This window comes from Bifidobacterium myosotis, from assembly GCF_002259745.1.
Lineage (GTDB): Bacteria > Actinomycetota > Actinomycetes > Actinomycetales > Bifidobacteriaceae > Bifidobacterium > Bifidobacterium myosotis.
This window is the reverse complement of sequence record NZ_MWWW01000005.1, coordinates 90,474-111,765: the sequence shown is the minus strand read 5'-3', so window position 1 is coordinate 111,765 and position 21,292 is coordinate 90,474. Positions and strand designations below refer to the sequence as shown.

The 21,292-nt window shown below is 63.8% G+C and carries 12 protein-coding genes and 1 pseudogene; 3 read left to right on the top strand and 10 right to left on the bottom strand.

The genetic code is table 11. The features are described 5' to 3' along the window. Positions 1–326: 326 nt before the first annotated feature. Complete coding sequence (gene ettA, locus BMYO_RS03250; RefSeq protein WP_094667139.1) at positions 327–2,006, bottom strand: energy-dependent translational throttle protein EttA; 1,680 nt, start codon at positions 2,004–2,006, stop codon at positions 327–329. Between the two features lie 602 nt (positions 2,007–2,608). Here ettA and BMYO_RS03245 point away from each other — a divergent pair. Next, complete coding sequence (locus tag BMYO_RS03245) at positions 2,609–3,049, top strand: hypothetical protein (protein ID WP_094667138.1); 441 nt, start codon at positions 2,609–2,611, stop codon at positions 3,047–3,049. 132 nt (positions 3,050–3,181) lie between these two features. Here the strand turns inward: BMYO_RS03245 and BMYO_RS03240 are convergent, their stop codons facing one another. Next, complete coding sequence (locus BMYO_RS03240) at positions 3,182–4,654, bottom strand: MDR family MFS transporter (RefSeq protein WP_211276816.1); 1,473 nt, start codon at positions 4,652–4,654, stop codon at positions 3,182–3,184. A gap of 402 nt (positions 4,655–5,056) precedes the next feature. On the opposite strand from BMYO_RS03240, the gene BMYO_RS03235 reads away from it, so the two are divergent. Next, complete coding sequence (locus tag BMYO_RS03235) at positions 5,057–5,551, top strand: MarR family winged helix-turn-helix transcriptional regulator (RefSeq protein ID WP_094667137.1); 495 nt, start codon at positions 5,057–5,059, stop codon at positions 5,549–5,551. Continuing rightward, the gene (locus BMYO_RS03230; RefSeq protein WP_094667136.1) at positions 5,548–7,056 is read left to right on the top strand and encodes an MFS transporter; all 1,509 of its coding nucleotides are present in this window, start codon (positions 5,548–5,550) and stop codon (positions 7,054–7,056) included. The genes BMYO_RS03235 and BMYO_RS03230 overlap by 4 nt, the downstream gene beginning before the upstream one ends. Before the next feature lie 66 nt (positions 7,057–7,122). Here the strand turns inward: BMYO_RS03230 and BMYO_RS03225 are convergent, their stop codons facing one another. The 8 genes and pseudogenes from BMYO_RS03225 to BMYO_RS03190 all read right to left on the bottom strand — a co-directional run bounded on the left by BMYO_RS03225 (position 7,123) and on the right by BMYO_RS03190 (position 21,254). Then, entirely contained in the window at positions 7,123–7,824 is a 702-nt protein-coding gene (locus tag BMYO_RS03225; protein ID WP_211276815.1) for an FHA domain-containing protein, read from the bottom strand. A 27-nt stretch (positions 7,825–7,851) separates the two neighbouring features. Continuing rightward, positions 7,852–8,325, bottom strand: coding sequence for a variant leucine-rich repeat-containing protein (locus tag BMYO_RS12545; protein ID WP_420807289.1), 474 nt, complete (start codon positions 8,323–8,325; stop codon positions 7,852–7,854). 207 nt (positions 8,326–8,532) lie between these two features. Further along, a pseudogene (locus BMYO_RS12540) lies at positions 8,533–8,769 on the bottom strand (variant leucine-rich repeat-containing protein); the annotation flags it as partial. Positions 8,770–8,797: 28 nt separating this feature from the next. Then, positions 8,798–9,862 carry a PP2C family protein-serine/threonine phosphatase gene (locus BMYO_RS12020; RefSeq protein ID WP_233428097.1) on the bottom strand — a complete coding sequence of 355 codons (1,065 nt, stop codon included), beginning with the start codon at positions 9,860–9,862 and terminating at the stop codon, positions 8,798–8,800. Then, a complete protein-coding gene (locus tag BMYO_RS03205) occupies positions 9,859–12,222 on the bottom strand; it encodes a transglutaminase TgpA family protein (protein WP_233428126.1) in 2,364 nt (787 codons plus the stop codon). The genes BMYO_RS12020 and BMYO_RS03205 overlap by 4 nt, the downstream gene beginning before the upstream one ends. Before the next feature lie 182 nt (positions 12,223–12,404). Next, positions 12,405–13,631 (bottom strand): DUF58 domain-containing protein, encoded by a 1,227-nt coding sequence (locus BMYO_RS03200; protein WP_094667134.1) that lies wholly within the window; start codon positions 13,629–13,631, stop codon positions 12,405–12,407. Between the two features lie 43 nt (positions 13,632–13,674). Continuing rightward, the gene (locus tag BMYO_RS03195; RefSeq protein WP_094667133.1) at positions 13,675–15,120 is read right to left on the bottom strand and encodes an AAA family ATPase; all 1,446 of its coding nucleotides are present in this window, start codon (positions 15,118–15,120) and stop codon (positions 13,675–13,677) included. Between the two features lie 113 nt (positions 15,121–15,233). Continuing rightward, positions 15,234–21,254 (bottom strand): Ig-like domain-containing protein, encoded by a 6,021-nt coding sequence (locus BMYO_RS03190; RefSeq protein WP_094667132.1) that lies wholly within the window; start codon positions 21,252–21,254, stop codon positions 15,234–15,236. Positions 21,255–21,292: the final 38 nt, after the last annotated feature.

Genomic DNA, 21,292 nt, shown 5'->3' with positions numbered 1-21,292 from the left:
GCTGAACGCCGTGTAACGAGCCTGTGAGAAAGGTAAACGTGAGGTTAGTCGTGGAATGTGGCCATGATGCGGACGCCGACATGGGCGTTGTCCGGGTGGTGCGGAGTGGTTTGGAGCTGCTTAGGGATTGCCGCCTGATGCGGTGGAGTGTGGAGAGTGGGCGGGCGCTGGGATCGATGGACCATTCGATTGACGGCTTATGGCACTCGGATACGGGCACTCGGATACGGCAAGGCGGCCGCCACCGACATGGTGACGGCCGCCTTACCGAATGATGCGTACGGGCCTATACCGACCCGCCGCATGCATGTCCGCTGACGGTCGGATCAGCCGCGCACGAGCTTCTTGTGCAGACGGTGCGGGCGGGCCGCGTCCTCGCCGAGGCGGGACACGCGGTTCTCCTGATAGGCCTGGAAGTTGCCCTCGAACCAGTACCACTTGGCCGGGTTCTCGTCATCGCCCTCCCATGCGAGGATATGCGTGGCGACGCGATCGAGGAACCAACGGTCGTGGGAGATGACCACGGCGCAGCCCGGGAAGGCGAGCAGCGCATTCTCAAGGCTTTCCAGCGTCTCGACGTCCAGATCGTTGGTGGGCTCGTCGAGCAGCAGCAGGTTGCCGCCCTGCTTGAGGGTCAGGGCGAGGTTCAGACGGTTGCGCTCGCCGCCGGAGAGCACACCGGTGAGCTTCTGCTGGTCGGAACCCTTGAAACCGAAGCTCGCCACGTAGGCGCGGGTCGGCACCTCCACGCCGGCAACCTCGATGAAGTCGAGACCGCCGGAGACCGCCTCCCACAGGTTCTTGTTCGGGTCAAGGCCCTCGCGGTTCTGATCCACGTAGCTGATCTTGACGGTGTCGCCGATCTTCAGCTCACCGCTGGTGAGCGGCTCGAGGCCCACGATGGTCTTGAACAGCGTGGACTTGCCGACGCCGTTCGGGCCGATCACGCCCACGATGCCGTTGCGCGGCAGGGTGAAGCTGAGGTCGTCGATGAGCACGCGGTCGCCGAACGCCTTGTGCAGGTGGTTGGCCTCGAGCACCAGCGAGCCCAGACGCGGGCCGGCCGGGATCTGAATCTCGGAGAAATCGAGCTTCTTGTTGTTGCGAGCCTCCGTCTCCATCTGATCGTAACGCTCCAGACGGGCCTTGTTCTTGGCCTGACGGGCCTTGGGGGAGGAACGCACCCAGTCGAGCTCGTCCTTGAGGCGCTTGGCGAGCTTCGCGTCCTTCGCGCCCTGGATCTCCATACGCTTGGCCTTGGTCTCCAGATACGTGGAGTAGTTGCCCTTGTACGGGTACAGGTGGCCGCGGTCGACCTCGCAGATCCACTCGGCCACATTGTCCATGAAGTAACGGTCGTGGGTGACGGCGATGACGGCGCCCTTGTACTGGTGCAGGAACTGCTCCAGCCACAGGATGGACTCGGCGTCCAGATGATTGGTGGGCTCGTCGAGCAGCAGCAGGTCGGGGGCCTCGAGCAGCAGCTTGCACAGGGCCACGCGGCGGCGCTCGCCACCGGAGCACACGTTGACCGGGGTGTCCGGGTCGGGGCACTGCAGGGCGTCCATGGCCTGCTCGAGCTGGGAGTCGAGATCCCAGCCGTTGGCGGCGTCGATCTCGGTCTGCAGCTTGCCCATCTCGTCCATCAGGGCGTCGAAATCGGCGTCCGGGTTGGCCATCTCCTCGCCGATCTCGTTGAAGCGGGCCACCTTCTCGGCGATCGGGCCGAACGCCATCTTGATGTTCTCGCCCACGGTCTTGGTGTCGTCCAGCGGCGGCTCCTGCTGCAGGATGCCGACCGTGTAGCCGGGGGTGAGCGTGGCCTCGCCGTTGCTCACGGTCTCCAGGCCGGCCATGATCTTGAGCAGCGTGGACTTGCCCATGCCGTTGGGGCCCACCACGCCGATTTTCGCGCCCGGCAGGAAGCTCAGGGTCACGTCGTCAAGGATCACACGGTCGCCGTAGGCCTTGCGCGCCTTGATCATTTGGAACACAAATTCTGCCATGAGGTGCAGCTACTCCTTAAAAATGTTGGAATTCCGCCGTTTCTTTGGTTCGTGCATGCAGATTGACACATGCGATCGACGGTCACCGTCCGTAGGTCGCGTTGCCGTCGTCCCGCCTTGTCGTCCGCTTCCATGCGGCGCGCGTCCGCATAGCGGCCGATTCCATGCCAAACCACCGCCCACCATGGTAACGGAAGGGCTGGAATGGCGGGGTGGTAGCGGGTTGGATGTGGTGACTCGTGCGTGGTCAGGGTCATCGAACGAGACACGGTGGGAATTCGCGCGGCGGTGCCGTCGGCGTGCCTGCGAGAGATGACTGCCACGGCTGCAGCCGTGGCGATGATGACGAGTGCAGCGATGAGGAATGAGGAAACTGTCGAGTATCGAGGATTCCGTAGGCCTTGGCGGCCATTGTTGTAGTCATTGCCATAACATTGCTGTAGTCGATGCCAAAAGTCTGCTTTAGTGTTTGTCGTATCTTTACGGGACGGCCGGTGGGACAGCTTATGGCGCGGTTTTACGAGGCTCGGGGCGGCGATGCGATGGAGTGACGAGTATCTGGAGTGAGAGCGGAAACGATACTGGCGAAACGGGGGCGATGCATGGGGCCGATCGGACAGGCGGAATCGTTGAAGCGGAAGGCGGCGTTCGTCGCCGGAGCGGAAAGCGTGGTGTGCTTCCTTGGATGGGTGGTCGTATTTGCTTTGGGGGCTGATCGTTCCGTACCACCGGGTTTTTGGAAGCTTGTCGTGCTGGTCGGGGTATTGATGGTCGCTCAGTTTCTATACGTGCGTCGGCTATTGGCGGACATACTATTGGCACAACCGACGTTCCGCCGTAACGAGGTGATGTTCGCCGTGGCGGGTGTGTCACTTGCCGTCCTGACGGGATGGTGGTGGCATACGGATTTCACCGGCATGGCCGGCGTCATCTGGCTTGTGGTGGTGACCGGGGTCGGACTCGTGTGCGGCACCGTGCTATGGACGGTGAATCGTACGTTCATCCGGATATTTCGTGGCCATATCCGGATAAACGTACATTGATGGGTACTCGCCGTACGTTCTGCCGGAAAAGATGGGGGAATGCCCGGACGAACGCACGCCCCATGACCGGTTGTCTCTGGGGTGGTTGGGGGTGTAATCGGCGCGATTCCCGCTGATGTGCGTCGGGAACCGCTACTTGATCCTGCGCCCGCGGTCGCGGATGAACAGGGAGGCGACGAGGCAGACCGCGCACACGATGGCCACGTCGTGGAACGAGGCGCGCATGCCGAGGGTGGAGGCGGCGGCCTCGTCCATTCCGGAGTGGACGGCGCTCGCGGCGTGCGTGTTCATGATGGTGATGAGCAGGGCGATGGCCATCGCGCCGGAGGTCTGGCGCATCGTGTTGTTCATCGCGGTGCCATGGGGGATGCGCTGGCCGGGCAATTGGTTCAGCGCGGCGGTGACCAGCGGCATCGAGCTGAACGCGGAGCCGGCCAGCAGCACCGTGAAGTAGAGCGCCGGCTGCCACACCGGCGTGTGCTCGTTCATCGTGGCGAGCAGCATCGCGGCCACGGTGAGCAGGGTGAAGCCGATCAGGGCGATCGGGCGGCCCCCGATGCGGTCGTAGAGACGGCCGGCCACAGGATTGAACAGACCCATCACGATGCCGCCGGGCATCATGATCAGGCCCGATTCGAGCGCATTGACGCCGAGGTCGTTCTGCAGGTACAGCGGCAGCACGTTCTCGATGCCGATGAACGAGGCGAAGCCGATCACCGACACGGTCAGGCACAGCGAGAACATCGGAATTGCGAATATGCGGAAGTCGAGCATCGGCTGGTCAAGCCTGAGCTGGCGGACGATGAGCAGCACAAGTCCCACTACGCCGACCGCCAACGAGACCAGCACCGTGGCGCTCGCCCATCCGGCCTTGCCCGCGTCGGAGAAGCCGAACAGCACGCCGCCGAAACCGAGCGTGGACAGCACCACGGACGCCACGTCGATATGCGGGTGCGTCGGCTCGCCCACGTTGTAGACGGTGAACCATGCGGCCGCGAGCACGGCGCCGGCGATGGCGACGAGGATGGCGAACATCCAACGCCAGCTGAGCCATTCGACCAACAGGCCGGAGATGGTGGGGCCTAGCGCGGGCGCAAAGGCGATGACCATGCCGAACATGCCCATGGCCTGACCGCGGCGTTCGGGCGGGTAGACGCGGAATAGCACGGTCTGCAGGAGCGTCATGAGCACGCCGGCGCCGCACGCCTGCAGGATGCGGCCGGCGAGCAGCAGCGAGAAGTTCGGAGCCAGTGCGCAGGCCAGCGAGCCGACGAAGAACATGCCCATCGCGTAGCCGAACAGCTGACGTGTGGTGAAGGTCTCAATGAGAAACGCGGTGATCGGGATCATGATGCCGTTGGTGAGCATGAACCCGGTGGTGAGCCATTGCACGGTGCTGTTGGGCACGTCGAACTCGTGCATGAGCGTGGGTAGGGCGGAGATCATCAATGTCTGATTGAGTACGGCCGCGAACGAGCCGATCATCAGCGTGATGATCATGGCGCCGGTGCCGGGGTGCACGGACTGCGCCTGCGGGGTTTGGGGACGGGCGGGCTTATTGGGGGCGTCGGTATCGGTGTGGCTGTCGGGGCGAATCGAGGTCATGGGTGCTTCATCCTCCATGTGACATCTGGAAGCGGCATTCGGTGCGAATCCATCGCATGCCGCATGTCATTGTAATGATGCGATTGCCCACGGGCGCGATCATGCCCGCGCCTGTTTCTCCGTCGTTTTGTTGGATGGGGTGGGTGGTTGGTCCTCAGACGGGTGGTACTCGGCATACTGGGCTGGCATGTGTATCGAGACCACCGGGTCGGTCCTCGGCGGGTAGGGCGAGCTCGTGGCGGGAGGGTCGCTGTGCCCGGCGGGTGGTGACTGTTTGGCGAGTGGTGGTTTGTCCGGCGAATGGTGGGCCGTTTGGCGCGTGCCCGGCTTTTATGTCCCTGCATGTCCCTATATAGTTACTTGCAGTAATTATCAATAGTAACTAATTAGGGGGTGTGACACATGGGGAACACCGAGCTGCCGGTGGAGGAGGTCCGTCGGCTGCTGGACGCCTGCTGGAAGGCGAAGACCGTCACCGAACTGATGCCTGCCCTGCCGAAAGGGCTGAAACCGCGGTACATCCACATCATCGACGCTGTCTGGCATCTCAATGAGCCCGGCGGACAGGACGTGGGTGCCGCGCGCGTGGGCGACGTGAGCGCGTTTCTGGGCGTCACCACGCCATCGATCACGAAACTGGTGGGGGAGATGGCCCAGCTGGGACTGCTCGTCAAACATGCCGATGCGTCCGACCGCCGCGCGGTGACGCTCACCCTTACCGCGCGCGGGCGTGAGCTCCGTCGCGTGTACGTGGAGGAATACCACGCGCGACTGAGTCATGTGCTGAGTGGGCTGACCGTCGAACAATGCGAGACCACCGTGCGCACGTTGAACGAAACGCTGCGTCTCATGGACGAATACCAGATGGACGAATACCAGGAAACGAGGATGTCATGACCGAAACGGTACATCATGGTTCACCGGCCGGCGTACCCGAAGCCGGTGACGGCGGCAAGCGGCCGGTTGCGGGCGGAATCGTCATCGCGGTGGTCTCGCTGGCGATCCTCACCTTCCTTGGCATCCTGTCCGAGACCTCGCTCAACATCGCCTACTCCACATTGATGGAAGAGTTCGCAATTGACGCCTCGGTGGTGCAATGGCTCACCACCGGCTACCTGCTCTTGCTCTCCGTGGCGATTCCAAGTTCTCCGTTCATGGTGCGACGGTTTGCCACCAAGGCGTTGTTCGTCGCGGCGGTGTCCATTTTCACCGCCGGCACGGTGCTGGGCGCATGCGCCGTGAACTTCCCGATGTTGCTGGCCGCCCGTCTGGTCATGGCCCTTGGCACCGGCATCTCGCTGCCGCTGATCACCAACATCATTCTGGAGAAGGCGCCGTTGGAACAGCGAGGGGCCATGCTGGGCATCGTGAGTCTGGTCACATGCGCGGCGCCGGCCGTGGGACCGGTGTTCGGCGGTGTGGTCATGGAATACCTCGACTGGCATTGGATCTTCTACACGATGTTGCCGTTCCTGCTGGTGTCGTTCCTGATGGGCGTGACCACGATCCCCGACATTCGCAAGGGTGAGGAGGCCTCGATCAGTGTGCCGTCCTTGCTGCTGGTGGCTTTGGGACTTGCCGGATTGATCGTGTCGGTGAGCTTCTTCGCCACATGGAACGGCGACTGGCGCTTCTGGGTCGTGCTGATCGGCAGTGTCGCGGTGTTGGCGGTGTTCGCTGCGGTGCAGCTGCATATGGCGCATCCGCTGATTGAAGTGCGCGTGTTCGCCTACGGCGGCTTCGCGCTGGGCATGCTCATCCTGCTCATGAGTTCGGGCGGAGTGCTCGGCGTGAACTTCCTGCTGCCGATCCTGCTGCAGCGCGGTCAGGGCATGGGGTCCATGAACGCGGCCCTCGTGCTGCTGCCCGGTGCCGTGGCCGGTGCGGTGGCCGCCCCGATGATCGGAGGTGCGCTGAAGAACCATTTTCCGCCGAAGTTCATCCTGCCGGGATTCGTGGGAGTGACACTTGTGGACGTCGCGCTTATCGTCGGCGCCTCCAACGTGTGGGCGGTCGCCGTGGCCTACATGCTGTTCATGACGTTCAGCGGATTCGTGCTCGTGCCCGACCAGACCCATGCCTTGAACCAGCTGCCGGCACGTCTCAATGCCGACGGGTCGGCGGTGATGAACACCGTGCAGCAGCTTGCCGGTGCCATAGGCACGGCCGTCGCCAGTGCGCTGCTCTCCGAATTCGTCATGATGGCATCGGCCGATGGCTTGGATGCGCCGGTGGCCAATCGTGGCGCGTTCGCGCAGAGCATGTGGGTGTTCGCCGCGATGGCGGTGTTCGGCGTGGTGCTGGCGGCGCTGATGTTCCGCTTCTCTGTACGCAAGTCACCCGAACTGTTCGAGGTGTCGGATGGTGATGCCGGCGATGACGGCACCGCCATCCGTGCGTGACGGTGGAATGACGGTGGAATGACGGTGGCGCAGGGACTGTGCTACCGCTATTCCACCTGTTCCGCGCTACTGTTCGGTCTGTTCGGTGAAGTGGAAGAACTGGTCTCCGATACGGACGGTGGACGGGGCCTCGAGCTGCCTTGGCGCGCCTTTGACCACCTGGGTCTCCTGCCCGTCCTGGATGATGTAGGTGCCGTTGAGCGAACCGTAGTCTTCGATCCACAGCGCGCCATCCGTATCGATGCTGATGGCGGCATGGTTGCGTGACGTGGTGCGCGTCGGGTCCTCCACACGCTCCGCCTTGGCGCCCTGCGGCACGTCCATGGACGGCTTGCGGCCCAGCAACGTGCTCTTGTCGATCACGATGGTCTGGCCGGTGACGTCGTTGTGAAGCAGATACGTCTTCTGCGGGGCCTTCGACGTGAAGGCGGAGGAGAGCACCGTGCTGTCCCAATCCGAGATGTCGTCTTCGGCGGCATGGGGCGTGATGTCCGCATGGGCCGGGCCGGATTCGGGTGCTGAGGATGGTTCGGGTGCGGTTGATATGGCTGATGATGAGGGTGCTGCGGATGATTCGGATGCTGATGCTGCGGCTGATGATTCGGATGTGGCTGGTGCTGCTGATCCCGATACGGTTGATGATTCGGGTGCTGCTGGTGTCACTGATGCCGTTGATGATTCGGGTACGTCTGCAACGGAATCCACTGTGGACCGGTCGTCCTCATACCAGCCGAATTCCGGTGCCGGGGGATAGGGGATGAAGGCCATGATCGCTGTCCTTTCCTTCGCTGGACGTTACTGGCGGGAGGCCAGGGCGGCATTGATCGCCGGATCGCCCAATTGGGCGAGCCAGTCCAGCAGTGCGGGATACGTATTGGGATTGCGCGCGATGCACACACGCAGTTCGGGCGCATATTGGGCGATCTGGGCGATTTGCATCTGATCGGTGGTGGTCAGTGCGAGCTGCACGGTGAATCCATAGGGGTTGGTCACCACCGGCTCCTCGAAGACCGGCTGGACGGGGGTGGCAGTGGGTTGCGCGGCGGTCTGGGCATACGCGGCATACGAATCGTTCGTCGGAGCGGCGCCGGTGACGTCGGCGGCCCCGGATTGATCGGTGCCGTATGCGGAGGCGTCCGCCGGTAGGTCCGAGACGGACTGCAAATCGGCGTATACCTCATGCTGAGGCGCGTCGTTGGCGGTGGCCTGATTATCTGCCGGCGTCCATGCACCATTGTTCCCGCCGTAAGACGCGGCATCCGAAGCCATGTCGGCGGCTGCGTACGATTCCGACGCGGCCGGGGCGGAGGGTGTCTGGGCCGAAGAGGCCTCAGCCGAATACTCCGGTGCGTCTGGGCCGACTTCCTGCGTTTGCGTATCGGGGGAGGGTTCTTCGCCCGCCGCGCCTGTTTCGACGGAGGACGTGTCGCCGGCATATGCGGTCTGCGAACTCTGCGGATTGTCGGATTCGGCCGTCTCCCTATCGACCACCGGGCCTCCGATGGCATCGGCAGTGAATCCGATCTGCGCCAGCGTCTCGCGGGCGCGTTCGTCGCCGAACTCGGCGAGCCAGCGCTTCAGTCCCGGATAGCATCGGGGGTTCACCGCCACATTGGCGCCGAATTCCGGGTTTTCGTAGGCGATTTTCGCCAGCAGCACCGGATCTGCGTTCGGGTCCTGTACGGCGGCGACCGCGGCATCGTAATCGACCATGGGTAATTCCTCCTTGACTCCCGTTCGGCTATGCCGAACGCAACGTTCGTAGTGTTTGCAGTGTTGAGTCTTCGATGACGCCGATTTCCTCACCCACGTTCAGCCTGTAGGCGCTGAAGGCGTGATGCTTGGGGGAGACCGGTGGCATATCGACCACAATCACAGTGATGTTGTCCGTGCCGCCCGCATTGAGTGCGGCGGCCAGCAGGGCGTCCACGGCTTCCTGCGGGTTGGCGTGGGCTGCGGCGATGGCGGCGATGCGATCATCGGGAACCTCGCCGTGCAATCCATCCGAGCAGACGATGAACCGTCCGACCATGTCCGCTACGTAGACATCCGGCTTGATGCCGTTCGGGTCGCCCAGACATTGGGTGATGATATTGCGTGGAATCGTGGCCTCGGCCACTTCCGGCAGCATGCGGCCCGAATCGATGGCCTCCTGACGCTGCGAATGGTCCCTCGTGATGCGTGTGAGCGAGGTGGCGTCCCATAACGGCGTGACATCGGTGAGTCCATCATCGGTCGTCGTCGGCTCTGCATCCGCGTCGGTCCGGGGCAGTGGATTCATGTGGTAGGTGCGTGAATCCCCTATGTTGACGACATAGGCCTGATCGATGAATTCGCGCGAGGCCTTGGCCGGCTCGGGGTTAGCGGTCGTTGCGGTCGCTGTGGACGTTTCCGCTCGCGTATTCGTTGAGGTTGGCGTAGCTGTCGCGGTCTCCTTGGACGGGGAGGTCGCCTCAGAAGGGATGCTCATCTTGGAAGGAGAGGATGCCTCGGACGGGACGGTCGGCAGGATCAGACCGGAAATCGTGGTACCGGCCACGCCGCCGAGCTCCAGTCCCAGAGCCAGAATGTCGTGTTGGGCTTCGGCCAAAGCGTTGTCGATATCGTCACGTCCTCGTTCGGGCTGGTCGGCGAGCCGGGCGAGCCGTTCCACGGCAAGTCTGCTCGCCCGTTCGCCGCCCATGCCGCCGCCCATGCCGTCACAGACCACGTATACGCCACGACGCGCGATGCCGCTGTCCTGATTGTTCCGGCGCCTCAGGCCCACGTCGCTGGCGATTGCGGTGCGGATGGAACCTGACCTCATGATTTCGTCCCCTTCTTGGGTGTGCGCGCCCTCGTTGCCGTGCGTTGCCGCTTCGATCTGTCGGCGCGCCTACTGGACAGTATAACCACGCTTTTCAACGAAAGTCTGGTCTTCAGACGCCGTAAGGCGGGCAGGGATGCGAGCATGGTTTTACGCAGCCGGTCCACGCTCCGCCAGTATGCGGCGGCCTGACTGGACAGTACCGCCTTGCCGGAGAACGAAGCGTAATCGGCTTCGCGCCCCAACTGGGTGAGGGCCTGTCCGCCGGTGCCGAGCTGGCGGGCTATGGACTCGGCCTGGTCGCGTCTGGTGCCCTTGGGGGTGATGCCGCTTTGTTCGGCGAGGGAGGAGATGGCGTTCCAGCCGGCGGCCACACGGGTTTGCGGGCTGCCATGACGCCTCGCGCGGGCCAGAGCGAGGGCCTTGATCAGAAGAATCAGGCCACACAGGATAAGCAGGGCCCACAGCGGGCTGCCATACAGCGCCACGGCTCCCGCCACCCTCTGGAATCGGGTCCAGAACAGGTTCGCCGAGTCGGCGTCGGCATCAGCGCCGGCCAGTGAGCTTTGCCCCTTGGCCTGGGTTTTGTCGCGCAGAGGGTCGGTGAGCGGCACGGGAGGCTGACGAACCAGCGTTTGCGGGTTCGGCGGGGTCAGATTCTGGTTTTCGTCGGGAATCTTGGTCTCCTTGGGAGTGGGATAGAAGGCCACCCATCCCAATCCCTGCAATTTGATTTCCACCCATGCGGTCACGTCGTTGCCGGTGAATTCGGTGACCGTGGTATTGCCCGTCGTCTTCTTCGTGCGCGCATCGGTGATATCGCCTTCCTGATTCTTGGGCAGGAATCCCATCACCACGCGGGAGGGCAGTCCCAGTTCGCGGGCCATGAGCGCCATGGCGGAGGCGTATTGCTCGGAGTCTCCCACCATGGCGGTGCCGGCGAGCAGCTTGTTCACCCGGTAGTTGCCATGGCCGGCCTCCGAAGGGTAATCGCCCTGAAGACCGTGGGAGAACCAACCGGACTCCCTGAGCGTATCGGCCAGCGCGGTTGCCGCGGCCCCGCCTGAGGCCTGACCGCCGGCTATGGATGTGGCCAGTTTGCTCACCGAATCAGGGACCTCACGGGCTTCGGGCTGACTGACGCGGGACGCCTTGGCTTGGTTGATCCGCTTGTCGGTCGGTTTGACTGGGATGATGCCCGATTCCGTATAGGTCATTCCCTCATGGGTGCCGGAAGGGATGATCGCCGAATCGGTGTCGGCGTTGTAATAGAAGGTGTTCTCGCCGGACGACGTGAATCGGACGCCGGTGGCCATGCCCGCCAACGGCAGCCAGGAGTCCGCGAGCCCCTTGTTCACGGTGAAGGTCGCGGTGAACGGGTAGCCCTGTTCCTTCGTGGCGATGCTCGTGCCCACGCGCTCGTAATTCGAGGAGCCGGCAGCCTCACTGGAATCGGACAGATTCCACACCGAACCGTCGAAACGGTCCATCACCGCGAGCCTTACCGGCGTACCGGCGGGCAGATTGGTGGCCGTGAGCAGCACGTCCTTCTTATGATCCTTGATATAGGATCGCATGCCACTGAGGGGGCTGGTGTAGTCATAGGGGCTCAGCGGAGGGTTGTACCGGTCCCTGAGCACCAAGCGCGGCTGCGACGTCAGCGTGGTGCCGCCGGCCGCGAGTCCGATGGCCAGCGCCACGATGATAAGGCTGGACAGCCAGCGTCCCCATTCGAACAGCTCGAGACGCCAGGACAGCCAGATGATGAGCAGCAACGCGAATGCCGTGCCGCACAGGGGGCGTTGCCAGCCGGTGCCGGTGCCGAGCAGCGCGCTGAGGGCCATGGCGGCCACCAGCGGCGGCACTCCGGCCAGCGAAAGCCATGCATTGCCTTGGACGGCGAATATGCCGGCCAGGAAGGTGAGCCACAATCCCATGGTCCAGAGGGCCATGAGACTGCCATCGGCGGTGCCGATGGGTGGTGTGATGGAAATGAGGTATTTGAACGAACCGAAGGTGTCTGCCCATCCTTTGCTCAATGTGTCGAGTGAGGGCACGACATGGGCGGTGGTGGTGCCATTGAGTGCGATCACCGGGCCCAATATGAATTGCGATACCGCCAGAAACACCAGCTGCCACCACAGGCGCAGGGCTGGAACGGTGCCCGCGCATGCGATGAGCGCCCCGATCAGTGTGGCGGGAACACCGGCGGCGGCCCAAGCTATCGGGTCGCCATAGACATCGATGAGGTTGGCCAGGGCCAGGAGCATCATGACCGTCACCAGCGTCAGACTAATGAGGTTCCGGGCCCATTGCCGATGCGCATGATGGACTCCGTGGGGCAGTTCGCCACGGGTCATCCAGATGACCGAGTGGGTGGAATCGGCCCATGATCCGGTCGTGGTGGACGCCGTCGCGCCGAGTGTGGCACCGGAGATCGACCCGGCCGCGGCGACGGGGATGCTGCCCGGGGTTTTGCCGGGTGCCGTACGGGGCGCGGCGAAGAAGCCCGCCGGCGTGCGTGAGGGCTGGTTGCTGTCGGTCATGCGAGCACCCCCATGATGGGCGGCAGGTCGTCGAGTTCGCCCACCGTCGCGAGCGTGAAGTTGGCGAACCGGCGAATGCCGCGATTCGCGCCGGAATCAGCCTGCAATACCACGCAATTGGCCGAACGCGGCAACGCAAGGGTCATGCGTTTGATCTGGTCGAGGTCCTTCATCGAACCGACGGTGAAGTAATAGAATGAGGCGTCCGGTGCATGACTGAGCGTTTCCTGCGCCAGATTCGGATTGTCGTCGCGGTCCGGCCCGATGCCGCTGGCTGCATCCAGAAACGCCATGGCATTGCGCGGGCGGGCATGCGATGCGCCGGCATGGCAGTACAGGGGCCGATCCTGCAGCAGACACTGCACCCCGATGGAGGCGTGGATGGATACGGCCAATTCGAATTCCTCGCTGCTGGCGTAGTCGTCCGGGTTGACGCTGATCGTCGCCGAGGTGTCGGTGCGTCGTGTGGCCTCGTACTGACGGATCATCAGGGTACCGGTTTTCGCGGAGCTCAGCCAATGCACGTTGCGCACATCGTCTCCGGGCTCGTATTCGCGCAATCCGTAGAAGTCAAGGTCGTCATCGACGATCTGACCGGACGGCTGCCCCTCCAGATCACGAGGCACGCCGGCATTCAAGGTGTTCAGTCGCACTGTGGCCGGATGGATGAACACGGTGAGCCGTTCGGCTAGTTCCTTCTCATGGCGGATCAGGCCGAACGGGTCGCCTTTGCGGATGCGCAGCGGGCCGATGGGCAGCACCGCACGGGAGACCGCACGGAATGTCACTTCGGTCTGCTTGGCCTGTCCGGGACCCAGCATGGGGATGGTGAACCGCTCGTGGGCGTCTCCGATGGGCAGATTGCCGCGGGCCGTGGCGGTCGGAGTGCGGCCACGGTTGTCGATGTCGACGAGAACCGTCACCGTGTCGCCTGCGGTCACTCGGCGGTTGGACAGGGAGATTGCGGCGTTGAATCGGGTGTTGCCCAAGGAGAGCACCACTGCGGCGAGCATCATCGTTCCGGCCACGATGGCGAATGCCAGCAATTCGGTCCAGCCCAGCGGCAGGAAGGCCAGCAGGCATGCCGCCGCAGCCCCCAAGGTCATCCAGCCCAGCGGGGAGACGTAGGAGGTGACGGCATGTCTGACCGCCTTGGCGGCGCGCTTCAGCCTGCGTTCGCGCCGGCGGTGTCGGCGCAGCGCCGTGGCGGATGCGGTATCCATGGGAATCCCTTTCAGACTTTCGTGTGCGGTGAATACGGTGGCGTCAACGCCCGATGGTGGGGGAGGGGACGTCCTCCAGAATCCGGGCGATCAGGCTTTCGTCGGTAGCGCCGTCGAAGGTGGCCTCCGGCGTCAACGTGATGCGGTGGGCGAGCACAGGCACGGCCAGATCCTTGATGTCATCGGGCACCACGTATGCACGTCCGTCCGCGGCCGCCCAGATGCGGGCGCAGCGTGTCAACGCCAAAGCGCCGCGCATGGAGGCGCCCACCATGATCTTCTCATCGTGCCGTGTCGCCTCCACCAGACGCACCACGTATTCCCGGATTGCGTCGTCCACGTAGATGCTCGAAGCCACTTCGCGCAGACGCATCACATCCTCGCCGCTGAGCACGGGCTCGATCTGCCCGGCCCGGTCGGTGATGTCCAGTTGTTTGAGGATGTCCACCGATACGTCGTGTCCGGGGTACCCGATCGAGGTCTTGATGAGGAATCGGTCCATCTGCGCCTCGGGAAGCTTGTAGGTGCCAAGCTGTTCGATGGGGTTCTGCGTGGCGATGACGATGAACGGCTGCGGTACGTCATGGGTTTCGCCATCCACCGTCACCTTCTGCTCCTCCATGACCTCCAGCAGGGCGGACTGGGTCTTCGGTGATGCACGGTTGATTTCGTCCGCAAGCACGATGGACGCGAAGATCGGTCCCTCGCGGAACGTGAAGTCGCCGGTCTTCTGGTCGTAGAACGTCACGCCCACCACGTCCGACGGCAGCAGGTCCGGCGTGAACTGGATGCGCTTGAAACTGGTGGATATGGAATTGGCCAGACCGCGCGCCAGCTGCGTCTTGCCGGTGCCGGGATTGTCCTCCAACAGGACATGGCCTCCGACCAGCAGCGCGGTGACGCATTCCTTGATCGGCATGGTCTTGCCGACGACCACCTTGGAGATGTTGCCTACCAGGGCGTTGAAGGAGTCCCTGAAATCGCGGATTTCATCGGTGGGCTCGGGCAGTAGGCCGGAGTCGATGGGTGAAGGGCGCGACGTGCCGGATCGGTCGGGCTTGGCGGCGCCGGATCCTCGCGTTGCGGCGTTCGCGGTCTTCGCGGCGTGTGCCTGGCTCCCCGTCGAGACTGTTACGGGTGCTGCGGTTTTTGCGGGTCCCGTGGTTTTGACGGTTTTGGCGGTGTTCGGCCCATGCCCTGTGGCCGGGCTCCCCGGCGTCTTGGCGGCTTTGACGTCTTTGGCGGCGTTTGTGGCCTTCGCTCCCGAAGTTCCCGGGCGTTGCGGCAGACTTGGCCGCACCATGGGCTTGGAGGGCGATGAGGATGATGCCGAGGCCCATGCCGGCGTATTGCCCTCGGGGTGTACGGTTTGCACGCCGTCATGGGGTGCCGTCGATATCCGTGTGGCGTCCGGCTCGGACATGTTCGTGTTGTCCGACAGTCTGGTGGCGTCGGACAACTGCGTTGCGTCGTCGAGGTGCTCGTTCATTGGTGTACTCCTGCTGTTGCTTGCTGTTGCGTTGTCGTGCTGTGGTGCTGTGGTGCTGTGGCATGGATGGTGCGTTATCGGCTATGCGCCTGAGGGCATGGGCTGCGTCATGGCTACACGTTCCGTGCTGCGGGATGAGGCTGCGCCGGATGCGACTGTTGCGCCGGCGTATTGGCCAGTCCAAGAATCCAAGGCTCCCGGATCAGTACATGGGCGCCGGATCGGGAGGTGAAGGATGACGTGGAGGCATCCCCCTCGGTCTCTTCGTCCACACCGGGGCGTTTGCCTCGAATCGTGCCTCCGGAAGCGGTGTTGTCGAGTCCGGTCAGACCTTCCGTGCTGGTGACCTTGACGCTCCAACGATAGGTACCGTCCTTGTCGGTCTTGAGATCGGTCACGTCCAGCGGTCTTCCGGGCTGCCAGTCGAATGCAATGCCGTTGATGATGATCTGGTAGCGGGCGCTCTTGCCGTAGGTCTCCACCGAACCGCCATCCACCTTGACCACGTTCTTGTTGTCACCCCAGGTGAGGCTGTTCGGCGCGGTGATTTTTGCCTTGACCTCATAGATGTACGGCGCGCCTCCGGAAGGACCGCCGTAGGCGGGGGAGCCGGAGCGGCCGTTGAACACCTGGGTCACCGATGCCGTGCCGCAGGTGTCCCATGGCTCCATGTCGAAGGTGGCCGACGTCTCGTTCTTGCCGGCGGTGGTGCTGCCGAGGCCGTCCGCCGTCACGTCGAAGGATTGGGCCAGACCCTGCTTGGTCCAGCGCACGGTGCATCTGCCGCCGGAGCCGGATGTGGAGACGCCGGATGCCTTCTGCATGGTGTAGGAGGGGGTGAACCGGGCTTTTCCGGTCGCCGCGTCGGCGGGGCGTTTCGGTTCGACCGTGGCTGTGACCGTGAGCTCGGTGGTATTGAGGTCGCTTTCGTTCACCTCGAACGAGGTGGAGGTGTCGGTGCATGACATGGTGCCCTCGGTATCTCCGCCGAAGACGATCGTCTTGCAACCGGCGTTGTGGTTGTCGCCCAGCGTGATGTTCGCGGTGACTGTGGTGTCCTTGTTTGACAGCGTGATGATGGGGGCTTCCGGGTCTCCCCACACCTCATCGGCCTCGGATGCCTCGGATGCCGGACCCCAGTTGATGGCGTTGTGCGCTTTGACCGTGGCGGTCACCTCGGTGCCGTCCGAGATGTCGCCGTTGGCGAACGAGAACGTCATGCGCGTGGACGTGCCGTTGGTCTCCTTGGTCTGCGGAGCGCCGGCGCCGGTGATGGTCACCGAGTAGTTGTCCACGGCGCCGAAATCGCCTTCGGGGGCGTTCCAGGTGACGGTGGCGGTCTTGTTGCCTCCCGTGACGGTCACCGCGGTCGGCGCGGTGGGCACGCGGTCGGGCGTGGCCTCGACCGCGGCGGACGGCTTGGACCATCCGACCTCGTTTCTGGCGCTGACGGTGAACGAATATGGCTTGTTGTTGGCAAGTCCCGTGATTTGGCAGGAGGTGACCGCGCCGCAGGACTTGCTGCCTTCCGCCCCACCGGTCCAATTGACCCGGTACTCGGTGATGGGGCTGCCGTTGGCGGCACCCGGCGTCCAGGTGAGTGTGACCGCGCCGTTCTGAGGCTCGCCGCCCACCGGAGACAGCAGCGGCGGGTCCGGTTTGTCTATCACGGACACGGTGACGGTGCCGGTCACCTGCCGTTCCTTGACCTTGCTGCCATCCTCGACGGTGACCAGTATGGTGCTGGTGGACGCGCCGATGTCCGAAGCCGCGGCGATGGCGATGCGGCCGGACGGATCGCAGGAGGAGACGGTGAGTTTGGCGGCGTCATCGGCCTTGCAGGCCACGACCGTCAACGGGGAATCGGGGAACGGGTTGTAGGCGTCGGACAGCAGGTCCACGGAATCGGTGGAACTCGCCTTGATCTGCAGGGTCTTGGCGTTGATGCGTGCCAATGGCTTGCTGGACGCCACCACGCGTGCGGTCACGCCGGCGTTCACAGTGCCCTTCTCATAGCCGATCTGCACGGGGATGGTGGCCGTGGTCCCCGGTTTGGCGTCTTTCATGGCGGAGACTTCGAGCATGCCGTCGCCGGAGAGCTTCGAGACGATCTGGTCGGTCGAGCTCGTGCCGCCCGCATAGGTGTAATGCGTGTTTTCCGGCGCGATGCCCTCCGGCGCGTGGGTGAGCGCCTTGAGATCGACGGTCTTGGGTTCGGCGCCCGCTTCGACGTCGATGGTGGAGGAGGTGAACGTGGGCGGCGGTACGTCACGGCCCACGATGGTGATCTGCAGGGAGAGCACGGCCGAATTGATGATATGGGTCTTATCCGCCCCCTGTTTGCCGTCCGTGACGGTGAAGGTGATGGACGCAGGGCCCGAATAGCCGTCCACGGCCGTGAACTTCAGGGTGTGGTCGTCCACGTACAGGTCACTGTTGGCGGCCTTGGTCGCGCTGACCGAGGCCGCAGAGTCGATGTGCGGCTCCTTGCCCGCGCCCACCCGCACGTAGTCGTTGATGTTGATGGTGATCGTCTCGCGCGAATTGGCCTTGAGCTCCGGCGCCTTGGGGCGAAGCGTGGGAGGGAAGACGCCGTAGGCGGGCACCTGGATGAATGCCGTGGAGGTGATGTGGTGCGTGGTGTTGGTCACGGTGTACGGCACCGCCCTGGCCTGCGAGGTCAGGTCCACGGTGATGACGGTCGAACGTTCGCCGCCCTTGACCCGGGCGTGGTCGGCCGCGGAGGGATGCACCCCCACCGTGAGCTCATCGGCGGTGCCCGACGGGTTGGCGATCCACTGTGAGACATCTACATCCACGGACTTCTTATCGATGGTGGCCGCGGACGGCACCCGATAGTCGTAGGCGGTGGGCGGTTCGATGGCCGCATTCGGGTCCACGTTCACCGTGAGCGTGGCCGTGTCCGACAGCTTGGCCTTGTCCTTGACCGTATAGGCGATGTATGCCGTGGTGGCGTTGGCGGGCGTGGTGAAGGCGATCATGTTGTCCTTGACCGTCACGTCGTCGAGACCCTGCGCCTTGACCGTCCGGTCCACGGTGAGGTCGGTGTTGTCGCCTGAAATGTCGTTTTGGGCGACGGGCACGGTAGCCGCCGTATTGGGACGCAACGTGATTTCGTCGTCGCGCGCGTAGACTCCCGAGCTCGAGGAGCTTTGGAACACGCCGACGCGGATCTGCGCCTGCGCGCGCTGGCCGGTCCAGTCCTCCACGGCGTAGGAGAATGTATCGGTGCCGGAGGAGTCGGGATATGCCTCGTAGACCAGATAGTCCGACCCCACTTCGGAGATACGTCCCAGACTCGGCGCCTTGTTGCCCAAGCCCAGCAGCTGGTCGTCGTCGCCATCCGCGTCGATGCCGTTCAGTGTGATTGGGATGCGCACCTTCTGGCCGGCGGCGACCTGCGCCTCGGTGTCGTGCGGGGTCGGCGCCGCCTTGCCTTCGGCGTTGCGCTCATGCACGGTGATGGTGATGGTGGCCGAGGCCACATTGCCCAGATTGTCCTCGACCGTGTAGGTGATCGGGAACGTGCCCGTCTGCTGGGATGCCTGATAGCGCACGGTGTCGCCCGAGACGAATGCCAGCCCCTTGAAGGTGTCCTTGTCGTATTGCAGGTTGTCCTTGAGCTTGACCGTGGTGCCGTCCGGATAGGTCACATGGTCCAGCACATCCACCGACACGATGCCGCCGGCACGTACCTGCGTGTTGATGTTGCCAGCCTTCGGGGCCGAGTTCGAGGCCGTCAGGGCCGGCGGCTGCAGTACGATGACGCCTTTGGCGGTGCCGGCCGCATTGGCTGCGGTGTAGTTGATGGCCAATGGGTTGGTGGGCACCTGACGGGCGGTGATGTATACGCGCTTGTGGCTCACCAGTCCCACCTTGATACCGGAATCCGCGGGCGCGGTCACCGTGGCGACGGACAGCACCCCGCCCATCGGATCGACGTCGTTGGCCAGCGGCTCCACGATCGCCGTATTGTCGGCTCCCAGCAACGCCACGTCATTGGCCGCCACCGGTTTGGCCGCTTCGCCCTGGACCGGCTGCACCTCCACGCGTGCCAGACCGGTGGCGGGCATCGATCCCTGCGTTATGGTGTAGGGCACATAGTAGGTGCCGGGCTTCGAGGCTTTGAACGAGATGGACATGTCCGCCGCGTTGGCCGTGGCGCTGGTGCCGTCAGGGGCATCCACCTGACCAAGCTGAGCCGGTTCGCTGGACGTGCCATGCACATATGGCTCGAGTTCGATGGTGGTGTCGGTGCCGGGGGTGGTGCTCTTGGATACGGGATCGATGATCGCCGCCAGTGTGTTCGCCGGTTTGACGGAGAAATAGATGAGACCGGTGCCGGTGGCCTGACCGTCGGAGACGGTGAGTTGCACGCCCACTCTGCCTGATGCCAAAGCGCCGGTGTTGAAAGTGAGCTGGCCGTCGGCGCGTGTGGACACCTGCACCTGATCGGTGTTCTGCGCGACGGCGGAAACCAAGGTGAGCGGGTCCCCGTCGGGGTCGGCGAAGCTGCCAAGCGCGTTGGTCGTGGTGCTGGCACCCTGTTCCACGTCGATTTCGGGTGGCGTGTCGGTTTGCGTGGGCGCTGTGTTGTTCGAGCCGGTCAGGTTCACGGTCACTTTGGCCGAGGACGTCTGATCGCGTCCATCCGAGATGTCATAGGTGAACGTCACGGTGCCGGATGATGCCGACGAGGCGTCCAGCTGCAGGTATCGCCCGTCATATACGGGAGCGACGGTGACACGAGCGCCATCGGGCGCCCCCACCTTGGTGATGCGCAGCACCGAGCAGTCCGTCTGCTCGTCGTTGCGCAGTACGTCGAGGATACGTTCGGAGCCTGCGCGCGCGCCTATCGTATCGTCCACGGCCTTGATCTGGCCGGATTGCGCGGAACAGGTCTTGGCGAAGTCGCGGTGGTTGTCGGCCGAATCGCTGTTGTGATCCTCCTTGGAGGTCTGTTCCGTTTGGATCTGGTTCCATTGGATTTTGATGACCTTGGTGGAATCCTCGGGGTTCCACACATTGCCGTTGATGACGTCGTTGAGCACCGCAAGCCGGTGGTTGGTGCGGAACACCAACTGCGATGTGGTGTCCACCGAGTCCAGAGTCTGGAGTTTGGCTCCGTCACCGCTCGGCGAGCAGACTCGCACGTAGTTGCTGACCTTTTGGCTCCACGCGGCCATCACGCATCCGTTCAGGGACACGGGTTGCGCGGGCTCGCCTTTGCCGCCGTTGGACAGGAATGAAGGTTTTGCGCCGGATTCGAGCGCCGCCATCGTCAATCCCTGAGGGGAGGCGGCGGCGACCCAGCCGGTCTGGCCGTCGTCGGACGGCGGAGCCTGAAGGGTGAGACGTCCCGCCGAACCGGTGTCGATGCGCCCGCCTTTGAACACGATCGCGCCGTCGATGGCGATGACCGGCGTCTCGCCGACGACGGTGAAGCTGTCCGCGTTTTGCTGGCGACCGGATGACAGTGATTCAAGCTCCCTGACGCGTCCGTTGGCGTTCCCGGCATACAGCACCATGCCGTCGGCGGGGCGGTATCCGTACACCTCCCCGGTATGGGTCACTGCAATGCGCCCGCCCGCTCCGAGCTCCATATCGGGGTCGGCTGTGGCGGGGGAGACGCCGTCGAGGTCCGCCGCCCGCCCGATCCATACATTGCCGGTTTTGTCGTTGATGAAGGCCGCGGTCTCACCGCCGACCATGACCGAGGTATTGGCCCGGATCTCCGTTTTGGCATCGACGCCGACGGTGGAGGCCTTGATGGAAGAGGCCTGATTCGGCTCGGCGAGGATGGTCTGACCATCATGCTGCGCCACGTCGAATCGAGGGGCGGATGAGGAGACGCCGGCGTCCGCCTCCCGGTTCCTCACGTTGAACCGCGCCGCTTTCCTGCTGTTGAGCGACGTGACCCATACGGTGCCGTCATCCAGCTGGACATGCCGTCGGGTGACGGTGCTTACGATCACCGCGCCGGCGACCAGGCCGATGAGCAGGAGCAGCGTGATCACTGGCATGGTCCATGGATGTCTGCCGGATGGCAGCAGTCGGCGCAACGCCGCTCCGATGCGACGCCTCCGGTCGTACGATTTGGCTGATGTGGCCATCGTTCCCCCTGAACTTTTCTCCCCTGTTGCCAGTCTAA